This window comes from Arthrobacter sp. GAS37 (assembly GCF_044908325.1).
GTDB classification, from domain to species: Bacteria; Actinomycetota; Actinomycetes; order Actinomycetales; family Micrococcaceae; genus Arthrobacter; species Arthrobacter ramosus.
Genome location: NZ_JBIYDB010000028.1, coordinates 13,536 through 39,952, shown reverse-complemented (window position 1 = coordinate 39,952; position 26,417 = coordinate 13,536). Strand labels below are relative to the sequence as shown.

The 26,417-nt window shown below is 62.8% G+C and carries 35 protein-coding genes; 25 read left to right on the top strand and 10 right to left on the bottom strand.

Annotation, left to right across the window (positions count from 1 at the left end; genetic code table 11):
* Position 1 precedes the first annotated feature (1 nt).
* Positions 2-820: an RNA polymerase sigma factor gene (locus tag ABH924_RS18420; protein ID WP_404501134.1), complete on the bottom strand. Its 819-nt coding sequence runs from the start codon at positions 818-820 to the stop codon at positions 2-4.
* Positions 821-907: 87 nt separating this feature from the next.
* Between ABH924_RS18420 and ABH924_RS18415 the strand changes: the two genes are divergently transcribed.
* The gene (locus ABH924_RS18415; protein ID WP_404501132.1) at positions 908-1,144 is read left to right on the top strand and encodes a hypothetical protein; all 237 of its coding nucleotides are present in this window, start codon (positions 908-910) and stop codon (positions 1,142-1,144) included.
* Between the two features lie 33 nt (positions 1,145-1,177).
* On the opposite strand, the gene ABH924_RS18410 is transcribed toward ABH924_RS18415, so the two are convergent.
* The gene (locus tag ABH924_RS18410) at positions 1,178-1,417 is read right to left on the bottom strand and encodes a hypothetical protein (protein ID WP_404501130.1); all 240 of its coding nucleotides are present in this window, start codon (positions 1,415-1,417) and stop codon (positions 1,178-1,180) included.
* Positions 1,418-2,150: 733 nt separating this feature from the next.
* Here ABH924_RS18410 and ABH924_RS18405 point away from each other — a divergent pair.
* The 4 genes from ABH924_RS18405 to ABH924_RS18390 all read left to right on the top strand — a co-directional run bounded on the left by ABH924_RS18405 (position 2,151) and on the right by ABH924_RS18390 (position 6,193).
* Positions 2,151-2,948 (top strand): glycosyltransferase, encoded by a 798-nt coding sequence (locus ABH924_RS18405; protein WP_404501128.1) that lies wholly within the window; start codon positions 2,151-2,153, stop codon positions 2,946-2,948.
* A 144-nt stretch (positions 2,949-3,092) separates the two neighbouring features.
* Positions 3,093-4,400 carry an MFS transporter gene (locus ABH924_RS18400; RefSeq protein WP_404501126.1) on the top strand — a complete coding sequence of 436 codons (1,308 nt, stop codon included), beginning with the start codon at positions 3,093-3,095 and terminating at the stop codon, positions 4,398-4,400.
* A 351-nt stretch (positions 4,401-4,751) separates the two neighbouring features.
* The gene (locus ABH924_RS18395) at positions 4,752-5,672 is read left to right on the top strand and encodes a hypothetical protein (RefSeq protein ID WP_404501124.1); all 921 of its coding nucleotides are present in this window, start codon (positions 4,752-4,754) and stop codon (positions 5,670-5,672) included.
* Between the two features lie 158 nt (positions 5,673-5,830).
* Positions 5,831-6,193, top strand: a complete 363-nt coding sequence (locus ABH924_RS18390; protein ID WP_404501122.1) for a DUF4190 domain-containing protein — start codon at positions 5,831-5,833, stop codon at positions 6,191-6,193.
* A 348-nt stretch (positions 6,194-6,541) separates the two neighbouring features.
* Here ABH924_RS18390 and ABH924_RS18385 read toward each other — a convergent pair whose 3' ends face one another.
* Both ABH924_RS18385 and ABH924_RS18380 read right to left on the bottom strand, forming a co-directional pair.
* Positions 6,542-6,862, bottom strand: a complete 321-nt coding sequence (locus tag ABH924_RS18385) for a hypothetical protein (protein WP_404501120.1) — start codon at positions 6,860-6,862, stop codon at positions 6,542-6,544.
* A gap of 104 nt (positions 6,863-6,966) precedes the next feature.
* Positions 6,967-7,608: a hypothetical protein gene (locus tag ABH924_RS18380; protein WP_404501118.1), complete on the bottom strand. Its 642-nt coding sequence runs from the start codon at positions 7,606-7,608 to the stop codon at positions 6,967-6,969.
* 76 nt (positions 7,609-7,684) lie between these two features.
* On the opposite strand from ABH924_RS18380, the gene ABH924_RS18375 reads away from it, so the two are divergent.
* The 3 genes from ABH924_RS18375 to ABH924_RS18365 all read left to right on the top strand — a co-directional run bounded on the left by ABH924_RS18375 (position 7,685) and on the right by ABH924_RS18365 (position 9,843).
* The gene (locus ABH924_RS18375) at positions 7,685-8,521 is read left to right on the top strand and encodes a ParA family protein (RefSeq protein ID WP_404501162.1); all 837 of its coding nucleotides are present in this window, start codon (positions 7,685-7,687) and stop codon (positions 8,519-8,521) included.
* A gap of 25 nt (positions 8,522-8,546) precedes the next feature.
* Entirely contained in the window at positions 8,547-8,939 is a 393-nt protein-coding gene (locus tag ABH924_RS18370) for a hypothetical protein (RefSeq protein WP_404501116.1), read from the top strand.
* 172 nt (positions 8,940-9,111) lie between these two features.
* Entirely contained in the window at positions 9,112-9,843 is a 732-nt protein-coding gene (locus ABH924_RS18365) for a hypothetical protein (protein ID WP_404501114.1), read from the top strand.
* Positions 9,844-10,149: 306 nt separating this feature from the next.
* Here the strand turns inward: ABH924_RS18365 and ABH924_RS18360 are convergent, their stop codons facing one another.
* Together ABH924_RS18360 and ABH924_RS18355 are read right to left on the bottom strand one after the other, a co-directional pair.
* On the bottom strand, positions 10,150-10,761 hold the full coding sequence (locus tag ABH924_RS18360; protein ID WP_404501112.1) for a recombinase family protein: 612 nt from the start codon (positions 10,759-10,761) through the stop codon (positions 10,150-10,152).
* A gap of 221 nt (positions 10,762-10,982) precedes the next feature.
* Positions 10,983-11,291, bottom strand: a complete 309-nt coding sequence (locus tag ABH924_RS18355) for a hypothetical protein (RefSeq protein WP_404501110.1) — start codon at positions 11,289-11,291, stop codon at positions 10,983-10,985.
* 130 nt (positions 11,292-11,421) lie between these two features.
* Here ABH924_RS18355 and ABH924_RS18350 point away from each other — a divergent pair, with 130 nt between their 5' ends.
* From ABH924_RS18350 to ABH924_RS18340, 3 genes are all read left to right on the top strand, one after another.
* The gene (locus ABH924_RS18350) at positions 11,422-12,180 is read left to right on the top strand and encodes a YfbU family protein (RefSeq protein WP_404501108.1); all 759 of its coding nucleotides are present in this window, start codon (positions 11,422-11,424) and stop codon (positions 12,178-12,180) included.
* A gap of 295 nt (positions 12,181-12,475) precedes the next feature.
* Positions 12,476-12,802: a hypothetical protein gene (locus ABH924_RS18345; RefSeq protein ID WP_404501106.1), complete on the top strand. Its 327-nt coding sequence runs from the start codon at positions 12,476-12,478 to the stop codon at positions 12,800-12,802.
* A 35-nt stretch (positions 12,803-12,837) separates the two neighbouring features.
* Positions 12,838-17,952 carry a helicase gene (locus ABH924_RS18340; RefSeq protein ID WP_404501104.1) on the top strand — a complete coding sequence of 1,705 codons (5,115 nt, stop codon included), beginning with the start codon at positions 12,838-12,840 and terminating at the stop codon, positions 17,950-17,952.
* Between the two features lie 127 nt (positions 17,953-18,079).
* On the opposite strand, the gene ABH924_RS18335 is transcribed toward ABH924_RS18340, so the two are convergent.
* The 3 genes from ABH924_RS18335 to ABH924_RS18325 all read right to left on the bottom strand — a co-directional run bounded on the left by ABH924_RS18335 (position 18,080) and on the right by ABH924_RS18325 (position 20,012).
* Positions 18,080-18,268 carry a hypothetical protein gene (locus tag ABH924_RS18335; RefSeq protein WP_404501102.1) on the bottom strand — a complete coding sequence of 63 codons (189 nt, stop codon included), beginning with the start codon at positions 18,266-18,268 and terminating at the stop codon, positions 18,080-18,082.
* 73 nt (positions 18,269-18,341) lie between these two features.
* Positions 18,342-19,553 (bottom strand): MFS transporter, encoded by a 1,212-nt coding sequence (locus ABH924_RS18330; RefSeq protein ID WP_404501100.1) that lies wholly within the window; start codon positions 19,551-19,553, stop codon positions 18,342-18,344.
* A gap of 66 nt (positions 19,554-19,619) precedes the next feature.
* Complete coding sequence (locus ABH924_RS18325) at positions 19,620-20,012, bottom strand: hypothetical protein (protein WP_404501098.1); 393 nt, start codon at positions 20,010-20,012, stop codon at positions 19,620-19,622.
* A 220-nt stretch (positions 20,013-20,232) separates the two neighbouring features.
* Here ABH924_RS18325 and ABH924_RS18320 point away from each other — a divergent pair, with 220 nt between their 5' ends.
* Positions 20,233-20,745, top strand: a complete 513-nt coding sequence (locus ABH924_RS18320; RefSeq protein ID WP_404501096.1) for a hypothetical protein — start codon at positions 20,233-20,235, stop codon at positions 20,743-20,745.
* 86 nt (positions 20,746-20,831) lie between these two features.
* On the opposite strand, the gene ABH924_RS18315 is transcribed toward ABH924_RS18320, so the two are convergent.
* Positions 20,832-21,125 (bottom strand): hypothetical protein, encoded by a 294-nt coding sequence (locus ABH924_RS18315; protein WP_404501094.1) that lies wholly within the window; start codon positions 21,123-21,125, stop codon positions 20,832-20,834.
* A 634-nt stretch (positions 21,126-21,759) separates the two neighbouring features.
* Between ABH924_RS18315 and ABH924_RS18310 the strand changes: the two genes are divergently transcribed.
* From ABH924_RS18310 to ABH924_RS18250, 13 genes are all read left to right on the top strand, one after another.
* Positions 21,760-22,008, top strand: a complete 249-nt coding sequence (locus ABH924_RS18310; RefSeq protein ID WP_404501092.1) for a hypothetical protein — start codon at positions 21,760-21,762, stop codon at positions 22,006-22,008.
* Between the two features lie 69 nt (positions 22,009-22,077).
* The gene (locus ABH924_RS18305) at positions 22,078-22,341 is read left to right on the top strand and encodes a glutaredoxin family protein (RefSeq protein WP_404501090.1); all 264 of its coding nucleotides are present in this window, start codon (positions 22,078-22,080) and stop codon (positions 22,339-22,341) included.
* The gene (locus ABH924_RS18300; RefSeq protein ID WP_404501088.1) at positions 22,338-22,538 is read left to right on the top strand and encodes a hypothetical protein; all 201 of its coding nucleotides are present in this window, start codon (positions 22,338-22,340) and stop codon (positions 22,536-22,538) included. Before ABH924_RS18305 ends, ABH924_RS18300 begins: the two co-directional genes overlap by 4 nt.
* Positions 22,535-22,786, top strand: a complete 252-nt coding sequence (locus tag ABH924_RS18295) for a hypothetical protein (protein WP_404501086.1) — start codon at positions 22,535-22,537, stop codon at positions 22,784-22,786. The genes ABH924_RS18300 and ABH924_RS18295 overlap by 4 nt, the downstream gene beginning before the upstream one ends.
* The gene (locus ABH924_RS18290) at positions 22,783-23,148 is read left to right on the top strand and encodes a hypothetical protein (protein ID WP_404501084.1); all 366 of its coding nucleotides are present in this window, start codon (positions 22,783-22,785) and stop codon (positions 23,146-23,148) included. The genes ABH924_RS18295 and ABH924_RS18290 overlap by 4 nt, the downstream gene beginning before the upstream one ends.
* Positions 23,149-23,212: 64 nt before the next feature.
* Complete coding sequence (locus ABH924_RS18285; RefSeq protein ID WP_404501082.1) at positions 23,213-23,767, top strand: single-stranded DNA-binding protein; 555 nt, start codon at positions 23,213-23,215, stop codon at positions 23,765-23,767.
* A 70-nt stretch (positions 23,768-23,837) separates the two neighbouring features.
* Positions 23,838-24,158 carry a hypothetical protein gene (locus ABH924_RS18280; RefSeq protein WP_404501080.1) on the top strand — a complete coding sequence of 107 codons (321 nt, stop codon included), beginning with the start codon at positions 23,838-23,840 and terminating at the stop codon, positions 24,156-24,158.
* Positions 24,155-24,580 carry a hypothetical protein gene (locus ABH924_RS18275; RefSeq protein WP_404501078.1) on the top strand — a complete coding sequence of 142 codons (426 nt, stop codon included), beginning with the start codon at positions 24,155-24,157 and terminating at the stop codon, positions 24,578-24,580. Before ABH924_RS18280 ends, ABH924_RS18275 begins: the two co-directional genes overlap by 4 nt.
* The gene (locus ABH924_RS18270; protein WP_404501076.1) at positions 24,577-24,840 is read left to right on the top strand and encodes a hypothetical protein; all 264 of its coding nucleotides are present in this window, start codon (positions 24,577-24,579) and stop codon (positions 24,838-24,840) included. The genes ABH924_RS18275 and ABH924_RS18270 overlap by 4 nt, the downstream gene beginning before the upstream one ends.
* A gap of 51 nt (positions 24,841-24,891) precedes the next feature.
* Positions 24,892-25,149, top strand: coding sequence for a chemotaxis protein (locus tag ABH924_RS18265; RefSeq protein ID WP_404501074.1), 258 nt, complete (start codon positions 24,892-24,894; stop codon positions 25,147-25,149).
* Positions 25,146-25,646: a hypothetical protein gene (locus ABH924_RS18260; protein WP_404501072.1), complete on the top strand. Its 501-nt coding sequence runs from the start codon at positions 25,146-25,148 to the stop codon at positions 25,644-25,646. Before ABH924_RS18265 ends, ABH924_RS18260 begins: the two co-directional genes overlap by 4 nt.
* Positions 25,647-25,787: 141 nt before the next feature.
* Complete coding sequence (locus ABH924_RS18255; RefSeq protein WP_404501070.1) at positions 25,788-26,072, top strand: hypothetical protein; 285 nt, start codon at positions 25,788-25,790, stop codon at positions 26,070-26,072.
* On the top strand, positions 26,059-26,415 hold the full coding sequence (locus tag ABH924_RS18250; RefSeq protein WP_404501068.1) for a hypothetical protein: 357 nt from the start codon (positions 26,059-26,061) through the stop codon (positions 26,413-26,415). Before ABH924_RS18255 ends, ABH924_RS18250 begins: the two co-directional genes overlap by 14 nt.
* Positions 26,416-26,417: the final 2 nt, after the last annotated feature.

Below are 26,417 nucleotides of genomic sequence, written 5' to 3'. Positions count from 1 at the left end.
GCTACTGGGCGTCTGTTTTGTTGCGGGGGGCGTAGTGGCGGAGTTCGGCGAGAAGCCCGGCACAGGCCGGGCACCGGCCCAGGTGGGTGGTGGTGTGTTGTCTGGATGAGGTTTTCAGGGTCCGGAGCAGGTAGGCGGCCAGGTTTGGGCGGACCGTCCTGCATTCGGGGCTCGGGCCGCGGGTGTCCGTGATGTGTTGTTGAAGGTATTCCCGGGTCAGGCCGGCCCTGGCACGGATGTGGAGGAGTGAGACGGCGTTCGCGCTGATGCCCATTAGTTGCGCGACGGCGGCGGGTTTGAGGTCCTCGACGTCCCGGTACCACAGGACCTGCTGCCACTGAAGGCGCAGTTCCGCGAAGGCCAGGGCAACGGCCTCCATGTCGAAGTTTCTTATGGCGGGGTCCTCGTACGGGGCCGCCTCATCGGGGAGGGCGCCGTCGAGGGTGAGGGCAGCCAGTCCACGGTCCGTGTTCGAGGCATACGCGGTGCGCCGGAGCACGGTCAGCAGGTAGGACCGGAAATTCCGTTCGGGGCCCCCTCCGCGGTTCAGGTTCTCCAGCACCGAGGCGAAAGCTTCCGAGACGACGTCCTGGCGTTCCCGGGACCGGTGGACCTCCAGGGAAGCCACCGTGGATGCCTGCCCGCGATGCTTCTTATACAAGGCGGCGAACGCTGCGGAATCCCCGGTCCGGGCCTTCCGGAGCAAACCGTCAGGATCCTCCGGGACGATATACCGGGATTGTGCGGCCGTGGGCACTGGGGAGTGCGCGCTGATGCTGGCAACAGCCCCTCGTTGGGCTGTCCCCGAAACTGAGACCATGACCTCATATTACGTCGCCCAAAGTTGGACAGCCATGCATTCCGCGCCTCTGGCAGCGGGAATTGTCCGGCATGGCAGACTTCGCTCATGAGTATCGAGCACTGGTGGTCGAAGCTGAAGCCCTCGACCCGGGCATGGTTGATCGAGAACAACGGCGACGAGGTGCCCGCGGACGTGGTCGCCGAGATCACCTCAGCCGGCGGGCCAGGCATTACCGATGCGTGGTGGATCCCTCCAACAGGGCCTTCAGGGCCCTGTTTCCCGGATGAAGCGGTCGACTGGATCGAGGCGGTCGGTAACGGCGAGGCGCCCACCCGGACCTGAGTCTGAGGCATTGCTCCAGCGTTGCGGGGCATGTCATTGTTCCCGGTTCATCAGATGCACGAGCAGCGCCAGTTCCGGTTTCCCCGGATAGCGGGCAACGATCCGCCTCAGCTGTACCCGTGCCTGCTCGTATTCGGGTTCGGTGCTGTTCAGGACCTCGTCGATGATCGATTGTGCCTGCCCGCGCAGGATCGCGGCACTGTCCGCGGCATCAGCCGCCGTGGAAGTGTCAGGCTCTCCTGCCGGCTCAAAAGCTCCGAGCCCTTCGGACACTGCCTGCTCCAACGATCCCAAGTTACCGGTCAACCCAGTCCGTACCGGCCCCCGGTTCCAGTCTAGGCACCGGACACCGGAAAAGACGATGCGCTCTCACTTACTCAGGCCCTTCCACGAACATTCCGCACTTTCGCCGTCACGATCCGCCTATGTATGCGTACCCATAAGTAGGGGTGTGTACCGCTGACGACGCGGTGCGCCTGGTCGGCTGAAGCCGGGCCGCCCTGTTTGTAAGGGAGCAATGATTAACGAGGGGGCCGGGATCAACAGGTATGAGAACCAGGGAGAGCAAGCAACACGCACGATTCTGCTGTGTGCGTGGGGAAACAACAACGGCCACATAAACCACTGCATCAGTGTGGGCAGAGCTGCTGCTGCGAAGGGCTGGAGGGTGGTCGTTGCAACATCAGAGGACCCATTGCACGAAAGGCTCATCAGGGACGAGGGATTCGCGTGCCACCTATACCCAAAAGAACTGATCCCGGATCATATGTGGCTGTGCTGGTATAACCCAGACTTCTTACGCGACAGTGTGGCCGCGGATCGTCAACTCATCCGCACAACAGGGGCACAGGTCGTGATTCACGACATTCGGATGAGTATCCCCATCGCAGCGGCCATCGAGCGTGTCGCGTGCGCGAGCGTATGTCACGAACCGTTACTGCCCGGGTTCTCATATCCTGGGTTAGGTACGACCGGTCTGTGGATACAACCTCAAGGGATCCGCGAGATGAACCGTGTTCTCGGTGAAGAAGGCGAGGAGTTGATCTCCGCGGACATGCGTGAGCTGCTGCTGCGCGGCGGGATTATAATCCCCAGCATCCCTGAGTTTGATCAGGTGCCACCCGCCTTCCCGGCACAGACTCATCATGTCGGCCCACTGGACGTGCCTGTTCCATCTGTGACGCAAGCCGATAACGCATCCCGGTCCCGGATCTTCTTTTATCGAACAGTCGGGGCAAACAGGTCATTGCCGGCATTCAAGAGGGTGTTTGAAGAGTTCGGCGATCGCGTATACATCGCCACGGGGAGCCCAGATGGTGCCCGACTGCTCAAGAACGAGTTGGCGGATACGGACTTCAACATAGCTCCTTACTGGAATAAGGATGAAATATATCCGAACGCGGCCATCGCAGTGCACCATGGCGGCCCCGGTACGGTCCTGGACTGCATGGCCACCGGCACCCCGTCGATTGTTCTACCTGGCAGCAGCCCCGAACGCTGTTTCTACGGCAAGAAGGTCCAGGATCTAGGCATCGGTGTGACCGTCGATGCGAACCCCAGCCTTACCGGGAACTGGCACACTGCCGCGGACAGCGTGGACACCACCGATTGGACCCATGTGGGCGAGCTCGCACGTCAGCTATTCCAAGACGGGCATGTTCGAGACAACTGCCGGCGCCTGCGGGAGCGCGTCGCGAGATCAGAATACGAATCGATCGCGACCGTGATCGAGAACTTGAGGCCTTATGGCGATAACCGGATGCCGGACCCTGCTTTCTCCGCAGGCGACAGGGGTCCGTTGTGATTGCTGATCCCGCAGTCCCTATGCTGATGGTCGAGGGACTCAGGGCGAACTACGGCCGGTCAGAAGTCCTGATTTGACGCTCTCGGAGAGGGGAACTTCGTTGTGGCAGAAAAGAGTGAAAACGCGACCGGCACAGATTCTTCCATGAGGGCTCGACGGAGCACGGCCGGGATCACGCTGTTCCTGGTCCTCGTGATTGACTCTGCGGTTAACGGGTTATTTGTGCCGTTGTCCATGCTTTACCTGTCGACAAGTTCGGGCACCTCATTGATAGAGGTAGGGGCGCTCCTGAGCATTGCGGGCCTGCTGTCCCTTCCCCTGCCGTTGTGGATCGGTCCTCTCGTGGACCGTCACGGGCCGAAACCGATCGTACTCGTGGCACAGCTTCTCCAAGCAGCCGGCTTCCTCGGATATCTCATCTCCGGCAATGTCGGCATGATTCTTGTAGCAGCAACCCTTGTGTCTCTGGGCCAGCGGGCATTCTGGTCCTCCGCATTCACCCTCGTGAGCAATCTTTCCGACCGCGACCCGGGCGCGCATTCACGAGAGCGGTGGTTTGGCATCATCGGTTCGCTGCGCGCGGCCGGCTATGGGGTTGGAGCCATCGTCGCCGGCCTCGTACTAACGGCGAATACGGGCCCGGTGTACCGGGAGATGATCGGCGTGTGTGCTTGTCTACTACTGGCCGCCTGTCTACTGCTCGGACGGGGAGTCCCAGGGAAAAGTGCGGGTGTGCCTGTTCAGGGACGCCGCGACGGACCTGGCTCAGCGAAGCGAGGCCGCGGTGGTTACCGCGTTCTGTGGGCGGACCGCCCTTACCTGGCGTTCATGGGACTAAACACGGTGTTCGCGCTGTGCAACGTAATGCTTAGTATCGCCTTCCCCCTCTTCATATTCCGTCAGCTGCCAGCCATGACCTGGCTGGTCGGTCCGCTGCTAGGGATGAATACGGTGGTCCAGGTTGTGCTCCAGGGTCCGGTCGTCCGTCTGATCCGGCCTCTGCCGCGACACAAGTCGCTGTGCCTGGTCGGAGTTCTCTGGGCTTCGTGGGCGTGCCTCACAGCTGCCCCACTCTGGATACCCTCCGTTCTATGGGTCCCGTGTCTCGTCGTGGCGGTGGTGTGCTACTCGGGAGCCCAGCTCGTCCATTCTCCTGTGTCGAATGCGCTATCGGCCGATGCCGCGCCTGAGGACATACGTGGGCGTTACTTGGCGGTGTTCCAGTACTCCTTCGCCATTGCAGGGGTCGCCGCCCCCTTACTGTTCTCGCTGCTGTCCGCCATATCGAGTACAGCTCCGTGGGCTGTCCTCGCGGTGCTCGCCCTCATGACAGTCCCCGGCATGCTGATCCTCGCCCGACACCTGCCACAGCACGCGCTCACGGGCTCTGACCTGCAAGCCAAACTTCGCCCGCTGCGCGACAGTGCTCTGGACCGAACACCTCCGTCGTAACTACTGGGTGATGTCGCTGCCGGCAGTCTCTTCATGTGTTCTTCCAGCGTTCGTGCGCTGCCTGCCGTGTAATGCCTACAGCTGTGCCGATCTCGGCCCAGGTAGCCCCCGCGGCTTTCGCGGCCGCCATGGAAACTGTCAGTCGCTCCCCCGCCCTGGCGTACTCCCGTGCAGCCGTCCTGACGCCGGCGACCAGAGTCGGTCCGTCACGAACATCGGAACAGTATCCGGCGCTAGCGGTCTGTTCCACCTCATGGGATGCAGGACACGCCGGGGCCGGTTCCGGAAACGAGAGCGTTCTCTCCAACAATAGGAGAAAGCAATCAGATCCCAGCCAAGGAGGAACCCGGAATGCCGGACCAGCATCCAGCCCCGAAGTCCCGATCCCATCACCCTGGCTGCGAGGAAGCCGCGAATCCCGAATGCGATTGCCGCCGTTGCTTCTCTTTGCTCCACCAGCATGGAATCCTGTCAGCTGCTATCACCTCAGAAGGCTCCCCTACTGACTTCAAGGCCCGCCTCACGGACCTTTTCGGCTCAGCCTTCACCAAGGTCGATTCCGACCCCGTACCGGCCCAGAGCACCAGGCGCGAGTGGCAGCCCATCGCAACTGCCGGAACGGGTAAGCGGCGCACCCAGACGGAGCAGCGCTTCGTTGACGTGACCCTTCGTGACGTGCTGTGGAACGTCCACTCCATCCTCCATCCCCCATCGTTCAAGGCCGGCTGGCTCGAGCTCGCGGAGGGCCTCACAGTCACAGCGGACTGGGAAGGCCTGGCCGCCCGACTCACAGCCTGGACCGGAGACCCGGACGACGGGAGCGGGTACTTCTGGTCCTCAATGCTCGCAGCCGCCGCCGTATCGCCATGGACAGCCGGCACCCCTGGCGCGCCGGACATCATCACCCAATCCAGCCTTCCTCAACTGGGCCATGCACGGTTCCCGCGTGCCGGCTCCGGCCGAAACCTCACGGCGATCCGCGAAATGGCCAACACGAACACGACACGAGCCGCCGCAGACGTCATCAGCCGGGCACTCTCACGAAGTGCCCTCGCAATCCGGGACCGCCGACTCGTGCTTGCCGTCGTCGGCTCAGCCGTCTCACCCGATTTATGGCACCACCCCGCGGCGACCCGCCATCATCTCATCCCGGCAGTACTCGGTCTGCGCACCAGACACAATGCTCAGTTCTCACTCGACAACCATGACGCCGTCGAGGACAGGATCGACGGCGACCTCGGCCAGAAGTGGCGCGACCGAGCCGCCTGGTAGGCCTGCCAACGCCAAGGCTGTTACCGGGTCCTGGCCCGAGCCCCGACCGGGCTGCCCGCATGTACTGCTCGAACGCCTGCAAAACAGCAGCCCACAGACAACGCCAACTGGAGCCCGTCATCGCGAACCGGTCCGGGCGTGCGCGGCTGCTACCGTAAATGACATCAGCAACGAAAACAGGGGGATTGACCGTGAGCTATCCAAACAACCAGCCGCCTCAGGGGTATCCGGCCTACGTCCAGGGGCCTGTATTCATCCAGGCGCAGCCGAAGGGTATGAGCGTCGCGAGCATGGTGCTGGGGCTCGTCTCAATCTTCTTTGGCTGGACGTTCCTCGTCCCCCTCCTCGGACTGATCCTCGGGTTGGTAGGTATCAAGAAAGAGCCGGCCGGTAAGGGAATGGCCATCACGGGCATCATTCTCAACGGTCTGATGATCGCTGGCTGGGTCTTTCTGATTGTCCTCCTTTTTGGTGGCATGATCTGGGGCACAACAGCCACTATCAACAGCGGAACCGCTTAAGCACTCTTACGGTCAGACCGGGATTACAACGCGCGAAAATAGGAGGTACAGGAATGGGAATCAAGCGGTTCTTCCAACGCAACACAAAGGAGGGCATCCCGGGCCTCCCTTCCCCCATCCGCCCGAGTGGTCAATTTACCCTGGAACAACTAGTGGAATTGACCGACGCCTTGGGAGAACTTTCAGAAGCAGCCGCCGCCGCGGGGGTCACGCGGCTCCAAGCGTGCACACGGGACGGCTCGGCCTGGGAAACCAATCCGGTCTCTGTGAGGGTGCTGACGGCAATCCTTCGGAAAGAGAAAGACGAACAAGGCGCAGGTACCTGAACCTGGCTCCAGATAAGCCGCTCTACTCGAGAGCCAGGAACCGTGCCAAGGTTGTTGCAGCCTTGGTGTAGGCCTCTGCGTCGACGGAGTATGTGACACTCCTGCCACGCCGTCGTCCCGCGGGCAGGTTTACATCGACGATACCGAGGCCTTCAAGGGCGCCCAAGGTCCGCCCCACCATGACAGATTCCATCCCCAGACGCTCAATCAGATCTGCTCTCAGCAGAGGTCCGTCTCTCATCAACTCCACCAAAACCACCACCCGGGCGGGCAGAGAGAACACCTCAAGCGCGTAGGAAAGATCGTCGGAGACCTGGTCACCAGGCAGAAAGACTCGGGGCATGAGCACAAGCCTCCCCTAGAAGGCGCACGGAACGCCAATCTCCCAAAATCCATGAACACGCAAACGACCTCAGCTTTGGTTGACCCCGTCATTGAGCACGTTCGTTAAGAGGCGTTCTTCCATCGCTCCTGGGCAGACTGCCTCGCCATCCCGGTGGCCTGTCCGATGCCGGCCCACGATACGCCCGCTGACCGCGCGGCCGCGACGGCAGCAGTAAGGCGTCTGCCGGCGGCGGCATAGTCGCTCGCAGCGGCTTGAACCCGGGAAACGGCCGTTGCCGGAACGACGTGGCCGCGCCACTCCCCCACTATCGCGTCCTCCACGGACACGGAAGGATCCGCCGCAAAGCCGGACAAAGGCGCGTAGGCCCTGCGTCTGGACATGTCAGCGGCGCTAGCAGAGGTTACGCGGACCCAGAGCGGTCCCAGCCAGCCGCACGTGCACGCGCCACGCCAACCCTCGACCTCATCGTCAGGCACGACCTCATAGCCGCGCATGACCCCATCCCGCTCGTACCGGCCTGTGATTCCTTCCACCAGGACGCCTTGGCCGGTCGAGCTGGACGATAGTCTTCCGTCCGGTACGACCGCGCCTGCCCAACCATCATGGTCGACGTCTCCCAGATCCCAGCCCATGCCAACTCTCTCCTCTCGGTGGGTTTCCTGGCCGAGAGTGTGGCAGGAAACCCTGACATCCGCAATCGCGGCGCGCACGCCGATTCGCCGTACTGAAGATGAAGCTTTCAATCCCGTATCGTAAAGCAAATCTTGCAAAGCTTGTATTGCAATATTTGCAATAATTCCAATAGTTGCAACCGTGCCAATGATTGCTTATCATGCTGGTAAGGCTTACAAAGGAAGGTTTGAAATGACTGTTGATATCGAGGCCTTCGCAAACAACAAGGGCGGCGTTGGGAAGAGCTTTGTCTGCCTGAACTACGGGGTGGCCAGAGCCAGGTCGGGTGAACGTGTTGGTTTCATCGACATGGATCCCCAGGCAAACCTCACCAGAAGGCTCGGACTGGAGTACAACCCAAACAACCCAATCCTCACCACGTCGGAAGTCATCAAATCAGGTGACACGGGTGTCGGGGAGCAGGCCGTCGTCAACGTCGATATCTCCGGCGTGACGGTCGGGGTCATTCCATCGCGAATGGACCTGGAGAACCGGGTCAGTGAAGCCGGCACCCTTGGGGCGATCCGGCGGCTGGCAAAAGCCCTGGACGGTGGGTGGCTCGGCGAGCAGTTCGACTTAGTCTGCATAGACACGCGACCGGCCTTCGACCATCTAACGCAGATGGCCTTCGCCGCAGCAACCAAAATCCAGATCGTCACAACCCCGGAATACGAGCCCGTCGAAGGCGCGCAGAAAACATTCAAGTTCGTCCAGGAACGGTCGGCGGACCTTATGAACCCATCCCTGAAGGTTGGGGGACTGATCGTCAACGCATACCAGGAGCTCGAAGAACATGACGAACAGATGAAAGGAATCCGGGAATACTTCGGCAGCCTCTGGCGCCAACCGGTCATCAAGCACCGCAGCGTCGTCAAAGACTCCGTCTCAGCAGCCGGACCGGGACGGGCGATCAGCATCTTCGACTTCGACAACCGCGCGGGCAAGCAGGTTCAGGCCGCACTCGAAATCATCACCACTGCATAAGAACCAGACGACCAAGGAAGACGCAATGGCCACGAAACCAGCACGCAACCGCCCGCAAATAACTCTCACGCCCGTCGTGGAAGACATCCAGACTCCCGGCACCGACACGCCAGGACCACAAGAACATGTGGCAAAGGGCGAAAATCTGCCAGCGGAAAGCCAGGTCGTTCCTAACCAGGATTCCCTCACTTCAGGCCCAAAAACGCCAGTCACTATGAGCCTCAACACGCGGCTAATGGCCGAGGCCAAGCGGGCTGTGCTCGTAGGGGCGGCCCAGGACGCGGGACCACGATCGATATCAGGCTTCGCAGAGGAAGCACTGCGGCGCTACCTCCAGGAACTCCAGGACGAACTTAACGGCGGGCAACGATTCAAGCCTTACTGGGGAGAGATGAAGAGAGGCCGATCGCTCGGATAATATTGTATTTATTGTATTGCAATACCATAAATACAATCTGGGTATTACTTCGCGCCGCCACCTCACGGCCAAATCAAAGGCGATGCATTGCTCTCGTCCCTCGGTAGATCCTGTCAGAGCCGCCACGTACTCTGACCCCAACCAACGATGAATCTCACAAAGGAATCCGGCAATGTCACAAGCACCCGAATCCGCACCTTCAACGGAGGAACCATCACGCCTGGACCAGGCCATCGAAGTCATGACCGCGTTGTTCCGGGAAACGCATGACTACAGCGAGGCAGTCACCATCGTCCTGGCCAGTGTCGCCGCCAACGCCGGCAGCAGCTACGCCCTGATTTCCGGCCGGCCCGGGTCGTGGGAATCCGACGTGCTTTCCCAGCTGCTGGGTTCCACGGTCAGCCCCGACGATGACGCGTTGATGCAGTACCGGACGGAGCCGATCACGGTGAAGATCAACGTTGAGGAAGCCCTGGCTGATCTGGGAGTGCTAGAGCCCTGGGATTACGAGGACCGTCTCATGCGCCGGCTCGAAGGCTTGGGGACGACAGAGGCCCAACCGGACGGCGGAACGTTGTTCACACCGGACGACCCGGAGGGCTACGAAGAGAAAATTGAGGAGTACACCCGGCTCGCGGAAGCTTACGAACAGAAGTACCAGGCCGAGGCCGAGGCGTACTTCGTGAGGTTTGAAGCGAATGTCCGGGCAGCGGCAACCGCCGAAGACGGGCAGTTCGCCGGCTTGCCAGCGCATATCAGGATCACCGCGCAGCGCGTCACCGACACGGACGCAGGGCACGCCCTTCCGTCTCCCGCGTACCTGACGCTGGAAGAGCGGCTGTACCTGGCGGCTTTCGAAGCAACCCTGGGACCAGACAACCTTGAGAACGACACCTTTGCCTAATCACGTCGTATCGCACTAACCCCGGGGCTTCAACAAAGGTGAGGCCTTCAATCGAGCTTCAGGAGCCTTCAAAAACCCCTTCAAAAACCGGCGTGTTCACTTCTCAAAGCTCGGGCTAGGCGTCTTGGCGCCGGTGAAGTCACCGGGCCCGCCCGGATGCATCGGGCTGTGGGATGGTCCTCCCCTCAAAAACGACCCTTTGAGCATGTCCACTACAAGTGACGTTGAAGATTGAAAAGGTCGAGCCCTTGGCCGTGCTCCCGACATCCATATCCCGGCAGCGAAAACTACCTCGGTCTTAGGCAGTCAAAAATCCGATGGAACCGTTTCTGACGGGTGGGGTTGGTCGGTGGTTTTCATTGCCCGGTACAGTGTGGCCCGGCTCCAGCCGACGAGTTCGGCCGCTTGCTGCGCTGTTTTGCCTTCGGCGCGGGCACTGGCTGCGATCTTCAGCTTTTCGGCCGTCACGACCGGGTTGTTGGGAGGCCGGCCAAAAACGGCCCCGGCGCCTCTGGCTGCGGCGATCCCGGCGTTCACGCGCTCCACGATGAGTTCGCGCTCGTATTCGGCCAGGGTGGAGAGCATGTTCAGCATCAGCCGGCCGCTGGTTGTGTCCGGGTCGATGCCGTCGGCGATCGAGCGCAGCATGATGCCTTTGTCGCGGAGTCCGTTGACGGTGTTCAGGACATCGAGCAGGGAGCGGCCGAGACGGTCCACGCGCCACACCACGATCGTGTCCCCGGTCTGGGCGTAGTCCATGAGTTTTTGCATGCCTGGCCGGCTTTTGGCTTCTTTACTTCCGGAGCTCACGTCGGAGTAGATGTCCCGGGCTTGGACTCCCGCAGCGGTGAGGGCGTCACGTTGGAGTTGGTCATCCTGTCCCGCGGTGCTGATCCGTGTGTATCCGAGATATGCCATAACGGCAGTCTGCCTCATAAAACCCTAAAAACAGGCCGGAGACACCCTCACCTATGAGACGACTTACCGAGACGCGGGCCCCTGGCGGATAACAGCGGATTTACGGGGGAGTGGTCGGCCTGTTCCCGGGCCGGTCCGGGTGTCTCGGAAATCAATAGCTTTCTAAGGCAGGCGTGCAAGTGTTAAAGACCCCGAGAGGGCGGTCGTGCGGGCGCGAGGGTCTACTCGGCCGATGGCAGCCTGCGTTCAGCGGCAACGAGGATATCGTCAATCATCCGACGCATGCGTGCCTCGTCTTCGGTTATGGGTGCCGGCGCAACGATGCCACGTAGGATTTCCGGCATCCCGCCACCATGCGCTTCCTGGTTCTCGTGTCGTGCTGTCGCGAGCTCGCGCGCAGTGGGCCGCCTCAGCTCGACAATTTCCACAGCGGCGACATTCGGATCAACGCCACGGAGCGCCGCGACCTGGGCATCACTGACCAAGTTAAGGACGCGTTCGTAGGCCAGGACGTTGTCATCATCGGACATGGGCATAACCGTACGGCACGAAAATATCGCCCGTCGAACAGATGTATAGACGCGCCTACTTCGTATTACTGTCTTACGTGTTGTACGATTCGTACACTTGTATTCACTATTGCTTCAGAAAGGATCGACAATGGCTACGATCACCGTTCGCATTGACGATGAGACAAGAGACGCCCTGCTGGTCAAGGCGGAGGGGCAGCGCCAGACGCTGAGTGATTTTGTGCGCGACCGGCTCCAGGATGCTGTGTTTGCTTTCCGGGGTGATGATGAGGTGAAGCGCGCAGAAGGCTTGGAACCGGACACGCTGTCGATGCTCGACCGGCACACTCTGGCTCTTTTGCACAGGATTCTCGCTCGGGTCCTGCCCGAAGACGCGAACGATGTTGATGGGGACAAGGGGTATCAGTTGGACCGTGCAAGGGTCCTTGAGCGTGGATATACGAACGAGTACAACATGGAGTTCGTGGGCCTCCAGCCTGAGCTCAGCGCCCGTCACTGCGATTTCGTCAACGATGTGCTTGAGCTGTTCCGGATTGCCCGGGCCAGCATCAACGGATTGCGGAAGCAGGGGGTTCAGATTGACGAGTCGCTTGAACGTGCGCTGACGTTCGCAGGGTTCGATCACAACGATGGCCTGGAAAGCCAGATGGCAGATTACGTCCGTTTCCTTGTACAGGATGGTAGGTGGGAGGAACAGAAGGAGTTCGTCCTCGGGCCAGACCGCGGAAACTCCCACCATCAAGTGATTCCTGTCTACTCCCGGATGCTGACCGAGTACCGCGAAGTGAAGCAGAAAACGTCCCGGAAGACGGGCGCCAAGAGCTACCTATTGAGCGAAGAAGAACTGCGGAAAATCGCGGACACCCAGGTTCACCCCTCACGGCGCTAATGCTCATCGTTCCGTCAGTGAGCATCCTTGAAGTCGTTTAGTGCAGACTCCCGGCATAGCAGGGGCTTCGAGCCCCCAATGCCGGAGCATCTGTTGTAGCAAGGCAGGCGCACCGCAGTGGCATCCCAGAAACCGGGCCTGGCTGTTAATCGTCAGGCCAGTTCGTTAACGTTCAACTAGACGTTGACACGCGAAGGACTGGAGAACGCCCGCATGGCGCCGAGGAAACCCAAGAACCATATGGACGGCCAGCTGAGCCTGGAGTTCCTGTGGTCCGAACCGGAAGAGGTAGTAAGTGAACGAGCACGGCAGGCACGCCATGGAAACCATGAAGAACCACGACCCGGCGTCGTACGCGCAGATCGAGGACCCGGAGACGTACTTCACGAACCTGGGGGACGAGATGGCGGACCGGATTCTCGACCTGACCATGGCACTGACCCCCAAGAGAACCGGCGAGGAAGAGTTCCTGGACGTCCTGGGCGCGCAGAACATGGCAAAGTTCCGGGCCCGCGAGATGGTGTATCAGGAGATGATCTACTCATCCATTCCGCCGGAGCCGGAGGAGATGGAACCGTCCTATCTGCCGGAGGACGAACAGGAGGAGAACGACCAGCAGTAGAGTCCGGCCCTTCCACCGGGGGGGAGTTGCCGGCGGTGCGGTTCCGTCCGGGCTCCCAGGATGATCTTGCCCCGTCAGGGCAGAAGGCACGGTTCGCGGCGAACCTTGAGGCCATCCGTGTGGTGAAGGCGCTGGATAATGAGCAGCGCCCGGCCACCGTGGGAGAACAAGCAGTCCTGGCGCGCTGGTCCAGCTGGGGTGCGGTGCCGCAGCTCTTCGACAAGGACGACTGGGCGGCCGAGCGTGAGCAGCTGCGCGAGGTCCTGGATGAGCGGGAGTATGCGGCCGCGTCAAGGACCACGACCAACGCCTACTACACCGACGCTGCGTTGGTGCAGGAGATCTGGTCCGCCGTCGGGAAGCTGGGCTTCACGCAGGGTGATGTCCTGGAACCCGGGTCCGGGGCCGGGACGTTCATCGGCTTCGCCCCGGCCGGTGCGCGGATGACCGGTGTTGAGCTGGACCCGTTGACGGCCTCGATTTCCCGCGGACTGTACCCGCACGCGAACATCCGCACGGAATCCTTCGCGGACACCCCGGTGCAGAAGAATTCCTTTGACCTGGCGATCGGCAACGTGCCGTTCAGCAAGAACTCCCTGTATGACAAGACCCATAACCGGGACTCGAAGCATTCGATGCACAACCACTTCATCCTCAAGAGCCTGGATTCGGTGAAGCCCGGCGGGTACGTCGCCGTGCTGACGTCCAGTTTCACGATGGACGCGGCCAATCCTGCCTCGAGGCGGGAAATGTCCGCCATGGCCGACCTCGTGGGTGCGGTGCGCCTGCCCACCGGCGCCCACCGGAAGGCAGCCGGCACCGAGGCCCTGACCGACCTGCTGTTGCTGCGCAAACGCGAACGGGGCCGGGAACCGGCGAACACGGAATGGGAACGCGTCGGCCCGGTCATCATCGACGGGCAGGACGTGAAGATCAACACCTACTTCGCGATGAACCCGCACAACGTCCTCGGAGAGATCACCGTCGGGAACGGCATGTACGGGGAACAGACGGTCAACGTGAAGACTCCTGACCTGGGCGCCGTCCCCGGACTCCTCGCCGACCGCCTGCAGGGCATTGTTACTGACGCCCTGGCCGCTGACCAGGCCCACAAACCCTCAGCCACAGCGGCGGGCAGGACGCCCGCGGCCCTCGCGCCAGGGGCGAACGCGGCCTGGGACGGTACGATCACCGCACTACCTGACGGATCATTCACCATCATCCGTGCGGGCGCGCCTGAGCCGTTCGAGGTCCCCAAGGCCCATGCCGTCGAACTCAGGGCGCTCCTGGGACTGCGTGATGGTGCACGGACCCTGTTGGACATGGAAGCGGCCGACACCGAGGACACCCCGGAACTGGACGCGTCCCGCACCCGTCTGGCCGGCCTCTACGAGAGGTACGTTGACAAGTACGGGCCCGTCAACCGCTACACGACCTCCGAACGGATAGACCAGGAAACCGGCGAGACCATCGTGAGTCACCGATTGCCGGCGGCTGTGCGGATTCTCCGTAAGGATGATCCTTTTGGTGGCTTGCCTGGTGCCTTGGAGCGCTTTAGCGACGAGACGCACTCGGCAGCCCCGGCCGGTTTGTTGCGGCACCGGCAGGTCACCCCGCGTAAGCCGGCCATGGGCGCGGACACGATCGATGAAGCCCTGGCCATCACCCTGGACACCTACGGTGCCCCGGACCTGGAACCGATCGCCGACCTGCTCGGCATCACAAAGGTAGAAGCCCGGCAACAGCTGGGCACGCTCGTGTTCGATGACCCCGTGACCGGGAAGCTCGTCACGGCACCGGAATACCTCTCCGGGGACGTGCGCGTGAAGCTTGAAGCCGCCCGCACCGCAGCCGCAAACGACCCTGGCTGGGCGGTGAATGTGGCTGCACTGGAGGAAGTCCAGCCGCCCAAGGTCGGCATGGACGACGTCGAAGCCCGGCTCGGCGCCGTGTGGATCACCCCGGCCGACCACCAGGCGTTCGTGCAGCACGTCCTGAACGACCCCATGGCCTCGGTGACCAGTGCCGGGTCCGGGATCTGGCGGGTCAAAGCCAACCGCGGCACCGTGCGTGCCACGAACGAGTGGGGCACGGCCCGGCGTCCGGCCCCTGACCTGCTGCAGAGCATCCTGGAACAGAAAAGCATCCAGGTCTCCGACACGGACGCCGACGGCAAAGCCGTGGCGAACCTGGAAGAAACCGAAGCCGCGAACGAAAAGGCCGAAGCTCTGCAGGAACGCTTCAGCGAGTGGGTGTGGGAGGATCCCGAACGGGCCTCGCGCCTGATCGAGGAGTACAACCGCAGGTTCAACTCCATCGCCCTGCGCGACTACACCAAGGAAGGGGCACGTCTGACCTTCCCGGGCTTGGCGAAATCCTTCCCCCCGCACCCGCACCAGCGCACGGCCGTGGCCCGGATCATCTCCGAACCCGCCGTCGGGCTCTTCCATGAAGTCGGGGCCGGGAAAACCGCGGAGATGGTGATCGGCGCGATGGAGCTCAAACGCCTGGGCATGGCCACCAAACCCATGATCGTGGTCCCGAACCACATGCTGGAGCAATTCACCCGCGAATGGCTGGAACTCTACCCCCAAGCCAAACTCCTCTCCGCAGGCAGTGATGACATCAAGACCCGGGGCGGGAACGCAGCGGACCGCCGCCAGTTCGTCGCCCGCGCCGCGGCGAACGACTGGGACGGGATCATCATCACCCAGCAGGCCTTCAAGAGCATCGGCGTCAGGGCCGAAACCGTCCAGGACTATCAGGACACCCTCATCGCCGACGTCCGGCAGACGATCATCAACGCGCAGGACGCCGGCGAGGACCGGACCACGGTCAAGAAATTGGAAACGAAGCTCCAGGCAGAAGAAGAACGCATGAAACGCCTCATGGACACGGCCCCGGACCCGGGGCTGACATTCGAGGACACCGGCGTCGACTACCTTTTCGTCGACGAGGCGCACGACTACAAGAACCTGCGCACCGTGACCAACATCAAGGGCGCCGAAATCACCGGGTCAATGCGGGCCACCGACATGCACCTGAAACTGGAGTACCTGCGCGCCACGCACGGGGAACGCGTCGCCACCATGGCCACGGGCACGCCGATCGCGAACTCCGTCACCGAAGCCCACGTGATGCAGCGCTACCTGCGCCCTGACCTGCTCCAGGCCGCAGGGGTGGAGAACTTCGACGTCTGGGGTGCCACGTTCGGGGAGACGGTGACCGCCATCGAAATGGACGCCGGCGGCAGGTTGAAGAACAAATCCAGGTTCGCCCGGTTCAAGAACGTCCCGGAGATGCTGCGCACCTTCCACGTCTTCGCGGATGTGAAGCTCGCCGAGGACATGGACTACCTGAAAACCCCGGACCTCGTAAAACGTGCTGATGGGGAGCGGCAGCCCGAGCTCGTGCTCGTCCCGCAACCGCCCGAGCTGGCCCAGTACATGAAAGGGCTCGCGGACCGTCTGGACTCCTTGTCCGGGTGGGCGCAGAAGGGCGCGGACAACGCCCTGAACGTCTACAACGACGGCCGCAAGGCCGCCCTGGATCTGCGCTTGGTCGGTATCGAGCAGGAGTCCTCCACGAAGATCGACCACGTCGTGGCCAAGACCCTGCAGGTCTGGGAAGCAAACCGCGACAACCAATACGAGACGGTCTTTGAATCCGGGGAGATCTCGACCAAGCGGGGAGCGTTGCAGATCATCTTCTCCGACATGAGCACCCCGACGAAGGCCACGGGCCCGGACGGCAATCCCGTGTGGACCGCGTATCAGCAGATCAAGGACCAGCTGGTAGCCGGCGGTATGCAGCCAGAGCAGATCCGCTTCATCCAGGACGCGCCCAAGGCCGAGCAGAAAGCCCAGCTCTTTGCTGCTTCCCGTTCCGGGGACGTCGCGGTCATTATCGGTTCCACGTCCATGATGGGAACCGGAGCCAACGTGCAGCTGCGTGCCAAGGCCATCCATCATGTGACGTGTCCGTGGCGGCCGGCGGACCTGACCCAGCGCGATGGCAGGATTATCCGGCAAGGCAATGCCCACGACGAGGTCCACAACTACCGGTACGCCACCATAGGCTCCTACGACAGTGCCGCGTGGGATGGGATCCAGCGTAAAGCCACCATGATCCAGCAGGTCCTGCGCGGGCGCCTGGACGTAAGAGAGATCGAGGACGTCGGAGACCTGGCCCTGAACGCGGCCCAGATCAAAGCCGCCACTTCCGGGAACCCGCTGGTCATGGAAAAGATCGAAGCCGACGCGGCGCGGACGAAACTGGAACGCCTCAAACGAGCCCACGAGAAAGCCCAAAGCACCCTTGCCTGGTCACGGGCCTCGGCCGAAGCCACCATCACGGTAGCGGAAAGCAAACTCCCCGCCGTCCGGTCCGCCGTGGAACGGGTGACACCCACGGCCGGGGAGGACTTCACCGCGACCATCGACGCGCGTCGGCACGATAAGCGTGCGGACGCCGTGGCGGCACTGTCCGAATGGGCTCGTACCAACACCCCCGAATACGGGAACTACTCCTTTCAGCAACGCGACTACGGGGTCGTGGCCTCCCTCGGCGGGCACGAGCTCGAAGTCCGCAACGCCGGGAATGATTCACGGCTTGGCTCCTACCAGGACCTCGCAGTGACCATCAAGGATGTCCCGGCACCGCCGCTGGTGTTCAGCCGTCTCGAGCTGCTCGAAGGCAGCACCGGCATCATGACCCGGCTTGAGAACAAAATCGCGGGCTTGCCCGACTACGCCGCGCAGCTCCAGCAGACCATCATGGATAAGAACGCCGTGCTGGCCGACGTCGACGCCCAACTGGGCAAACCCTTCAAGCACGAAGACAAACTCCACCAGGCCCGCGCAACCAGCGCCGAGCTCGAGCAGAAACTGAAAGAATCCATCGAACCGGCACGCCCCGCACAGAAAGACGCCCCCGTAACAGAAGCCACTGCGGAGCCCCGCACGGAACCCACGAAGGCACCCGGGCCGGAAAGTGTGACCGTGCAATCCCAGGCACAGGAAGCAAGCGAACAAGTCAGCCGGCTACTGAAGGAACTCCAGGAACTCACGAACATTCAGGAACAGGAAAACACCCAGCACGAAGCCATCCCGGCCGCCACCGTGGAAGAGATCCGCGGGCCACGGCTCTAACAACGCCAAGAACACCCTTGCCCTTCCGGCGACGGGGTGGACAGTGTTTCCAGCCGGCGCTCAGGACGTCTGGCCCGGTGAGGTCCATGATCTCCCGGGCAAGGCCTTCAAGCGAAAGTTCCATGGTTCAGGTCGACATCGTTGTGATCCCGTAAGTATCGAGGGATGCCAGGGACGAGGCGATGGAGAGCAGCGCTTTTGCCGTGACCAGCTGGGTGTGACGTTCGCCGGCAACGACGCCGGCCAGTTGCTCAGTGACCGTCTCTTCCAAGGCCTGCAATTCAGCGATCTTTTTATGACGTGTGTCGTTTGCCATGTTCTTCCTGATTTCTCTTGGGATGGTGTTTGGTTCAGTTAGGTATAAGAGCTCCGGGAGCGGAGAGGATGAGTCATCGCCCGCGGGAACGAGCCAGCCGGATGACCATGACGGCGACGATTGTCCCGGCGCCGGCGATGAGCAGACTGGTGGTGCCGGACGCGATTCCGGCTATCGAACCTCCGATGAGGACACCGGCCAGGGTGGCGGTGTTATTCACGGCCCCCAGGGAGGTGAAGGTGCTGCCGAGCCGGGCCGGCGGGGTGCCGTCGTGGATGATGGTCCGGATCGAGAGGACTTGTTGGGTGTTTGCGGCGCCGGCGAAGAAGAAGGCAACGAAGACAACTGGGACGACCCGGATCAGGGCGGCGGCGGCGAGGGCGGCGCCCATGAGAAAGCACGCGGCTGTGAGCAGCGTCGCGGCCCGGGCAGGAACCGTCACCAGGGAGGACAGAAGCGACGCCCCGAGCCGGCCTGCGGCGTAGGTTGCCAGCACGGCTCCGTAGAGGGCCGGGCCCAGGGTCAGGTCTTTGAGCAGGAACTGGGCCTGTGCGACTGGCAGGGCTGCCGTGAACAGGATGGCCAGGGCCAGCATCCACACCGCCGCTCCGACACCATTGCCCGTGGCCAGAAGCCGGCCAACCCCGGTTCGTTCCGCCCGGTCACCCGTCAGTGACGAATCCAGGGTTTGGTCCTTCGCCGCTGATGATCGCAGGCGTGCGAGATGGACGACGGCGGCCAGGATGAGCGAGGACGCGGCATCCAGGATCAGTGCGAGCTGGACCGAGCCGGCCGCGACGAAGGCGCCGGCGGCCACGGGTCCGGCGATGGCGCCGAGGTTCCGGAAAAGGGCCAGCCGGGCGTAGACCTTGGAGGTCTCCATGGTCTCTGGTTTCACCGCCGGGGCGAGGGTGAGCATTGCCGGGTTCTCCAGAACCGACACCGTACTCACCGCCAGGAACAGCGCAAGGACCAGGGCCGGGTCCGTGGTGAAGGACAGGACGAGCACCAGCAATGCCCTGGCCAGTAGTCCGGCCTTCAGGACCGTGCCGGCGTCAAAGCGATCCACCAGATGCGAGACTCTTGGCCCGATCAGAATGCCCGGCAGCAGCGAAGCGACTATCAGCATTGTGACCAGCAACGGGCCGCCGGTGCGGCCCTGCAGGCTGACGGTCAGGGCCGTCAGCGTGACCAGGTCACCGGCCGCGGACAGCCCTTGGGTGGCTGTCAGTGCCAGCAGCGGGCGCGCACTGATGCGTGTAGACGTCGACGCCGGTGCGGTCATTGCTGTCCTTCCATGCCAGGAGGGTCCGGGCGAGTGGCCCGGACCCTCCTTCGAACGGATCGTGCCTCAGGCGGCCAGGACGAAGTGCTTGACCTCGACGTCGGCGCTTCCGGCACCGAAGCCAGCGAACATCGCCAGGTGGTCGGCCCCCAGGTAGATGTCCTTCTTCTCCTGGAAGAAGGCCTCGTCGTACCAGGCCACGCCAAAGCGTACCGTGGCGCCTGGTTTGCCCTCTTCCTTTTCCTTCCAAACCATTACCCAGTCGTACATCTGCGGGACCTCGGCGAGGCGCTGGTCCGAGAGATCCAGCCCCCGCAGGCACTTGTCCACGGCCTCGTCGGAAGTCAGGTGGATGGCGACTTCGGACTGGGCCACGGCCTCACGGCCGCGGCGGCGTTCCTGGATTGAGCCCCCGAGAGCGACGAGCTCGAGCGTGGTGGCACCCTTTGTTTCAGACATCAAGCAAACCCCAATCCTTGTGATGACAACATATGTAATACCGGTTGACCGGTATCCGAATAGGCTCGGAGCGCCCAGTCAAGCACACCCGGTGCCGACGCATCAAGACCCCGAAGCCTTGCACACTTGCCGGTTTGGTCCCCGGTCTCCGGCCTTCACGCCGCCGTCAGTGGCTTCCTGGCCTCTTTACTGTGTATCGCGCCGGGCGCACGCTTTAAGGGTGACAGGCCAGGATCCCGACCCGCTGAAGCGGGGTATTGAGGGCCTTGAGTGGATGATCGCGCAGATGGATGCCATGGGTGCCGGCCGGGCCGGTGCTGCGGATTCCCGCGCGTCCAGGTTCGCCCGGGAGGTCTTTGCCGCGTTGCCGGTCACTGCGGATCCGGACGGGCCACGACGGTGCGTGTTTTGCCGCCGGCTCCTGGCCAAGCGGAAGCGCAAGGATGCGGTGTATTGCTCGGCAAGATGCCGGGACCGGGCATACCGGCGACGCCTCCATAAAGCCGCGCTCAATTTGGTCGATCTTGAATGGGTGCTCACGCTCCGGGCCCAGGGGGTTGTGTCCAGCTGCCTGGGATGCGGCCGGCAGTTCATGCCGGAGATGTACCGGGTCCGCAGATCCGACCGCCGCTATTGCTCGGGCAAATGCAGGACGCGGGCCTGGCGTGCCCGCAAAGCGTCGGCAGAAACCGTCACGAGCCTCACTTCCGTGACGTCTTCGCCCGACGCATAGCCCCAGGGCAGCCCGGCGTTGGGGGAGGACGATGATGGCCCCCCGAAACACCTATCGAGGCGAATCGTCGCATTGTCCGGCGGGATTCACCACCGGCGGTCGATCGTCCGGCGGCGCACCCGGGAGACTTCCACCCAGACGTCTTTGCGGCCCTCGTAGTAATCCATGGGCCAGGGCACCTTCACGAGAACATGCGCACGCGTCCACCCGTACGCGAACCCCATGACCTCGTGGGTTTCGCCGTTGTCATAATCGAGGACCACGAACACAGGCAGAGGCTCCCGTGCCTCCACAGCCCCGTCCAGGGCCTCCGGATCCACCGGATCCACCACAGGAGCAGAAGCCCGCGAACGCGGCGGCTTCCAGAACTTTTCCTCCACAACCAAAGTCTGACACCATGCGCCGACGAAATGCAGGGGCAGACGGCAGGGTACCGCAACGCTTACCCTCGGGATGTCCGGCCCGCCGCTGTGCCCTCACCTCGAACCAGCCGCAATGAGAACACCGCACATAAGAAAAGTGTCCCGCCGGAATCGGGGGACCGACGGGACCCGACCACCTTACCAAGCACCATGGCAGCCGACCACGCATCGCCGGGAACCAGGACCCGCCAGTTCGGCGACGACGGCTGACTTCCCCATGGGCCAGGCCGACCGCCTCCGACCCACCTGCCGTCGTGGCCAGGTCTTTTCAGCCGGGACAACACGCATCAGGAGCGCGGGGTGTGGATGGGCAGGGACATCGCCAGGGTGCGGGGCCGGCTCTTAAGGCGCTCAGGGGGCTTCCGCTGTGGTCCAGGGCGGTGATGACCACAGTCACCGGCGGCGTCGATCACCACCTCCTGCCGGTCCGAATACCCGCCCAACAAACCTTGAAAATCATACAAAAAAGTGCCGAAAAACCCCTAGAAATCAAGGCAAAACCCTTGTTTATCCAATGGGATAAATGCTAAAATAAAGGTAGAAAGTCACCCGGACAAACGCACCACTTTTGATACGAAACCGAGGACCCGAAATGACTACCACCACCAAGATCCAGTCAGTCGAAAGCAACCTCCGCGAGACCACGGACCCGCGCTGGGGCATGGTCCTGGTGGCGATGATCCTCGCGGTGGCAGCCAGTTTCGCGGTAGTCGCCGGCGTCCTGTTCATCAGCGGGCTGTTCGGCCTCGCCACTGTCGTGAGCATCCCGGTAGCAATCGCCGCGGCGCTCGTCACGGCGATCGCAGTCCCGAAGCTCCTCCCGACAGGCCTCGGCAACTAACGCGACCCCTGATAGTCAAAACAATCCAGACGAACGCAACCAGAGCCGATACGAAACCAGGTACTGAAAATGACCATCACCCTCTACACCAAGCCCGCCGGATGCTTCGGCTGCACGAAGACCAAGCAGCTGCTCACCGAGGCCGGCGTCCCCTTCCAGGAAGTGGACATCACCACCGACACCGCAGCATTCGAGTACGTGACCAAGGAACTGGGCTACTCGCAGGCCCCCGTCGTCGTGGCACACGGGAAGGACGGCACGGAAAACCGCTGGTCCGGCCTGGACAAGGACCGCATCGACCTCGTGATCGCGATCGAAAAGAGCGGGAAGTGAGCGCCTGCACCGGTGACCGGTTCGCACTCTCACCCAGGATCCACGCGGACCGGGAATGGTTCGGACTCCTCGCGAACCCGTCCGGAACCATCAACGTCCCCCTCGCCGACCCGTACCGCGTGACCCCGGACCCCGCAGCACCCTGGCACGACCGCCGGGACCACACGAAGCACATCGCAAAGGAGAATGCAGCATGAGCACCACGGAGAATCACCACGCAGTCCGGGGCGTCATCTTCCGGATCGTCCTGGCGGCAATGGCCGCCGTCCTGGCGTTCGATACCGGGTTCTACGCGGCTCAGCTGATCGGCGTGGCCTACGAGCAGAGATACGTCTTTGCCGCCGGCGCCGGATCCGGGCTCGTCATCATGATGTTGTGGTGGGCAACCCGGCGCGGCCTCCGGCGCGGGAACGCACCAGCCACCACCGAAAGGACATCCCGATGACCACCACGACGCGCCGCTCCCGGCCTGGTCTGGACCTCTCGGACCTGATCTACGCCGCCGGCGTCCTCGCGGCTTCGGTAACCGAAAGGCTCGTTTGCGCCGTGAAGTACCGGGTTGAGGCTTTCCGCCACCGCAGGCTGCTTCGGGAAGTGCGGGAGTACCGGGCACTGGCCCGGGCCCGGATGGTGCAGGGGCCCGTGACGGAATTTGACCATGCCAGGGAATGGGCCAAGGAAAACAGCCCGGCGTTCTACCGTGGCTGGGCTGTCAGGTACGGGTGGGCAGACACGGTCGAAGAGGATCGCCAGGACGAACAAGACCTTATCCGCCACTGGCGCATCAACGCCTTTGTCGGCCCGTAGCCGTAAACTTCGGCCCGAGAGCAACAGTACTTCCACCCCGAACACCCAGCGAAAGGTCCTCACCATGGCAGGCGAAACCACTATTACGGTCATAGGGAACTTGACCTCTGATCCGGAGCTCCGGTTCACCCCGGGAGGCTCGGCGGTAGCGAACTTCACGATCGCCTCCACTCCCCGGACCTTCGACCGTCAGTCGAATGAGTGGAAGGACGGGGAAACCCTGTTCCTGCGCGCATCCATCTGGCGCGAAGCAGCCGAGAACGTGGCCGAATCCCTCACCAAAGGCATGCGCGTCATCGTCTCCGGCCGGCTGAAGAGCCGTTCGTATGAGACCAAGGAAGGCGAGAAGCGCACCGTGATCGAACTCGAGGTCGACGAGATCGGTCCAAGCCTGCGCTACGCCAACGCCAAGGTCAACCGCACCCAGCGCGGGGACGGCAACCCCGCCGGCAACAGTGTACCGGGCAACGGCTCCGGTGCCCGGAACAACGGCCACCAGCAGGGCACCGGCGCCCAGGTACCGGCCGGCAGGAGCCCGCAGGAGGACCCCTGGGCAAACCCGGGCGTGGCCAATGCGGGCGGCTGGGGCGACGGCCCGGATTCCGAACCCCCGTTCTAAGCAGCTTCATGGCCTTGAAGCCGGCGGATACGCTGGCCCCACGAGGCGGAACCACCAGGAAAGGCCTGAAATGAAAGTGCTGAACGCCCCGCCATTGCCCCCGGCACTGGTGGATCCGTTGACCAGGATGGGGTTCCCGCCGCTGATCACGGCCATAGCGAGCCTCCTCGCCCTCGTAGTCGTCGCGCTGGCAATCAGACGGTCCAACAGAAGATCGCTCGAAAAACACCTGGAAGAGCTCAAGGAAGTACCGCTGAAGAACCAGGAAGATACACCGCCGTCCTTCGAAGAAGAACACCGGGACTTTGCCGTCCATGAGGAGAAATCCGGGGCGGGCAGCCGGGCGTCTGAACCGCTATCCCACTGGAATGAACAAGGACCAAAGTCATGACACATGCAGACGAGCTCCGTACCTGGGCCAAAGGCTCCTACACCGACGAGGCAGCCACGGAACTGCTGATCCGGGGTTTCCGCGGACGCTTCGCCGCCACGGGCAATCCCTGGGTCGGGAACGACGACTTCAGCGGCACACCCTGGATCGACTTCTCCTCGATCCCCGAACACGCCGGCGGGGTTTCCGGCCGTGAATGGCGGTTCCTGATGTTCACCGCCTCCCTGGCCGGCAACGTCCCCGTGACCCTGGGTGACGTCGTTCCCGGCGTCGACCGCGACACTGTCCAGCTGATGCTCGCCGCGGTATCCCACGCCGCCGGCAGCCACGAACACTCCGGTATGAACCAGCACGAGGACGGCACAACCTCGTTCACCCGGCTCTCTTCGCTGTACCCGTGGCCGGAGACGCCCCGGCAATGACCACTGGCAAAGACCCCTCCTACATGACCCAGAAGTTCACCAGGGACGAAACGGAGCGGATCCGCGCAACCTTCAAGGCCGCGGGCCCTCTCGAGGGATACGCCTCCCTCGAAGACCTCGCGAAAGCCGGGATCCTGCGCGAAGTGCGGCGCCTGGAACGCAAACACAACGGCGGCAAAAAATGGCCCGGCATCCCCGCCGGGGAACTCAGGCCAGGGCGGCGGACCCGCGACGAAACCGCCCACCGCAAAGAACCCTGACCGGACAAGTCCCCACTCCCCCGAAACTCTCTTCATCGGAAGGTAACCCCTATGATCTTTCTGGCCTTCATCGCCGGGTTCCTGGCCATCAGCATCCTGTCCTGGGCGGTGTACGCCCTGACGCATCCCGTGGTTGCCGGGCAGGGCGTGTTGATCTTCCTCTGCAAAGCAATCGGGGTCATCGCGGTCCTTGTTGGGATCGGCGCGTGGATAGGGCATCCGTTCATCAACGCCGTTCCCGCCGCGCTTGTCGCGGCCCTGGCGTTCATCGCGGCCAACCGCCTGGAAGCACGCTGGCGCAGCTGGTGACAGCACCCCAAGTCCCGGGAACGGCAAGCGCCGGCGAGGGCGGGGACCGGTTCTGGTCCAAGGTCCTCAAAGGCCCCGGCCCGGACGATCACTGGTTGTTCCTCGGGGCAGTGGCAGACGATGGGTACGGCAGGTACTTCCTGCTCGTCAACGGCCGGCACACCTCCGTGCGCCCGCACCGGTACGCCTACGAGGAAGCCACCGGCAATCCCCTGGACCCCGGGACGGTTCTGCGGCACGTGTGCAACATCCCGATCTGCGTCCGACCCGAACCAGGCCACCTGATCGCGGGCACCCAGCGGCAGAACATGCTGGACCGGGTGTTCGATGGCCGGCACGCCAACGGCGCCACCTGGCGCTGGCGCGGCATCGGAAGGACCGAGTTTGCCGCCCGCTCCCGCGCCCTGCGCGACGCAGCCCTCGAACACGGCTGGGCACCGAAGATCCTGCAGCCCCTGATGTCCGGGCGCGATCCGGACGCGCCCACTCTCTTCTAGCCGCTGGGACGTACGTGGCGAGGAGGGCGGCCGCCGCCGTCCCGTGAACTGTACGGGGCCTGCACGCCGACTCCGCTCCCAGGGAGACCCTGCCACAATTGACGGCTACAGTTTTAGGCTACAAAATGGTAGGGTGATGGTATGGCACCGCGTTGGGAACTTTCGAGTGATAAGCATGGCGTTTCGCGCCAGGACCAGATCTTCGCCATCCTCAACGCGAACTTCGTCCACGAACTGGACGAACCGGTGAAGGAGGGCCGGATCGTGGTTTACATCGGTCCGGAACACTCCCAGACTGATCGGGAGCTGGAAATACTTGTCCTTGAGTTCCCGGACAGTGGCAGGGAGGCCTCGATCTTTCACGCGATGCCCCTTGGTCCGAAGTACCGCCGATATCGAGAGGAGCACCCTGATGGCTGGAAATGAGACTGACTACGAGGCTTTGGCCGCAAAGCTGACGGACCCGGACACGGAGGTGCGCGGTTCCGGGAAGCCGCTGCACGGGGCAGCTGCTGCCGAAGCGGGGCGGGCGTTCCTGCTTCGCGAGTATGGCAGCCAGGAAGCCCTGGATGCCGCGCTGCGCCCGGGCCGGCCCAAGGTCGGGCAAAAGAAGACTGCCGGCGATTCGCCCACGGTGCGCGGACGGATCCCTGAGGGTGAATTCGCTGTGTTCAAGGAGCTGGAAGCCTCAACAGGGAAAACCCAAAGTGAGCTGGTCCGCGAGGCAGTCCACTTGCTGCTCCAACACCACCACAAACTGGCCAGCTGACA

Coding starts and splice junctions, on each gene's coding strand:
- ABH924_RS18405 (WP_404501128.1), top strand. CDS start 2,151: ATGAACCGTGTTCTCGGTGAAGAAGGCGAGGAGTTGATCTCCGCGGAC.
- ABH924_RS18415 (WP_404501132.1), top strand. CDS start 908: ATGAGTATCGAGCACTGGTGGTCGAAGCTGAAGCCCTCGACCCGGGCA.
- ABH924_RS18335 (WP_404501102.1), bottom strand. CDS start 18,268: ATGGCAAACGACACACGTCATAAAAAGATCGCTGAATTGCAGGCCTTG.
- ABH924_RS18255 (WP_404501070.1), top strand. CDS start 25,788: ATGGCACCGCGTTGGGAACTTTCGAGTGATAAGCATGGCGTTTCGCGC.
- ABH924_RS18365 (WP_404501114.1), top strand. CDS start 9,112: ATGTCACAAGCACCCGAATCCGCACCTTCAACGGAGGAACCATCACGC.
- ABH924_RS18250 (WP_404501068.1), top strand. CDS start 26,059: ATGGCTGGAAATGAGACTGACTACGAGGCTTTGGCCGCAAAGCTGACG.
- ABH924_RS18370 (WP_404501116.1), top strand. CDS start 8,547: ATGGCCACGAAACCAGCACGCAACCGCCCGCAAATAACTCTCACGCCC.
- ABH924_RS18310 (WP_404501092.1), top strand. CDS start 21,760: ATGACTACCACCACCAAGATCCAGTCAGTCGAAAGCAACCTCCGCGAG.
- ABH924_RS18375 (WP_404501162.1), top strand. CDS start 7,685: ATGATTGCTTATCATGCTGGTAAGGCTTACAAAGGAAGGTTTGAAATG.
- ABH924_RS18290 (WP_404501084.1), top strand. CDS start 22,783: ATGACCACCACGACGCGCCGCTCCCGGCCTGGTCTGGACCTCTCGGAC.
- ABH924_RS18270 (WP_404501076.1), top strand. CDS start 24,577: ATGACCACTGGCAAAGACCCCTCCTACATGACCCAGAAGTTCACCAGG.
- ABH924_RS18325 (WP_404501098.1), bottom strand. CDS start 20,012: ATGTCTGAAACAAAGGGTGCCACCACGCTCGAGCTCGTCGCTCTCGGG.
- ABH924_RS18330 (WP_404501100.1), bottom strand. CDS start 19,553: ATGACCGCACCGGCGTCGACGTCTACACGCATCAGTGCGCGCCCGCTG.
- ABH924_RS18295 (WP_404501086.1), top strand. CDS start 22,535: ATGAGCACCACGGAGAATCACCACGCAGTCCGGGGCGTCATCTTCCGG.
- ABH924_RS18355 (WP_404501110.1), bottom strand. CDS start 11,291: ATGTCCGATGATGACAACGTCCTGGCCTACGAACGCGTCCTTAACTTG.
- ABH924_RS18305 (WP_404501090.1), top strand. CDS start 22,078: ATGACCATCACCCTCTACACCAAGCCCGCCGGATGCTTCGGCTGCACG.
- ABH924_RS18350 (WP_404501108.1), top strand. CDS start 11,422: ATGGCTACGATCACCGTTCGCATTGACGATGAGACAAGAGACGCCCTG.
- ABH924_RS18420 (WP_404501134.1), bottom strand. CDS start 820: ATGGTCTCAGTTTCGGGGACAGCCCAACGAGGGGCTGTTGCCAGCATC.
- ABH924_RS18390 (WP_404501122.1), top strand. CDS start 5,831: ATGACATCAGCAACGAAAACAGGGGGATTGACCGTGAGCTATCCAAAC.
- ABH924_RS18280 (WP_404501080.1), top strand. CDS start 23,838: ATGAAAGTGCTGAACGCCCCGCCATTGCCCCCGGCACTGGTGGATCCG.
- ABH924_RS18285 (WP_404501082.1), top strand. CDS start 23,213: ATGGCAGGCGAAACCACTATTACGGTCATAGGGAACTTGACCTCTGAT.
- ABH924_RS18395 (WP_404501124.1), top strand. CDS start 4,752: ATGCCGGACCAGCATCCAGCCCCGAAGTCCCGATCCCATCACCCTGGC.
- ABH924_RS18265 (WP_404501074.1), top strand. CDS start 24,892: ATGATCTTTCTGGCCTTCATCGCCGGGTTCCTGGCCATCAGCATCCTG.
- ABH924_RS18385 (WP_404501120.1), bottom strand. CDS start 6,862: ATGCCCCGAGTCTTTCTGCCTGGTGACCAGGTCTCCGACGATCTTTCC.
- ABH924_RS18360 (WP_404501112.1), bottom strand. CDS start 10,761: ATGGCATATCTCGGATACACACGGATCAGCACCGCGGGACAGGATGAC.
- ABH924_RS18275 (WP_404501078.1), top strand. CDS start 24,155: ATGACACATGCAGACGAGCTCCGTACCTGGGCCAAAGGCTCCTACACC.
- ABH924_RS18400 (WP_404501126.1), top strand. CDS start 3,093: ATGAGGGCTCGACGGAGCACGGCCGGGATCACGCTGTTCCTGGTCCTC.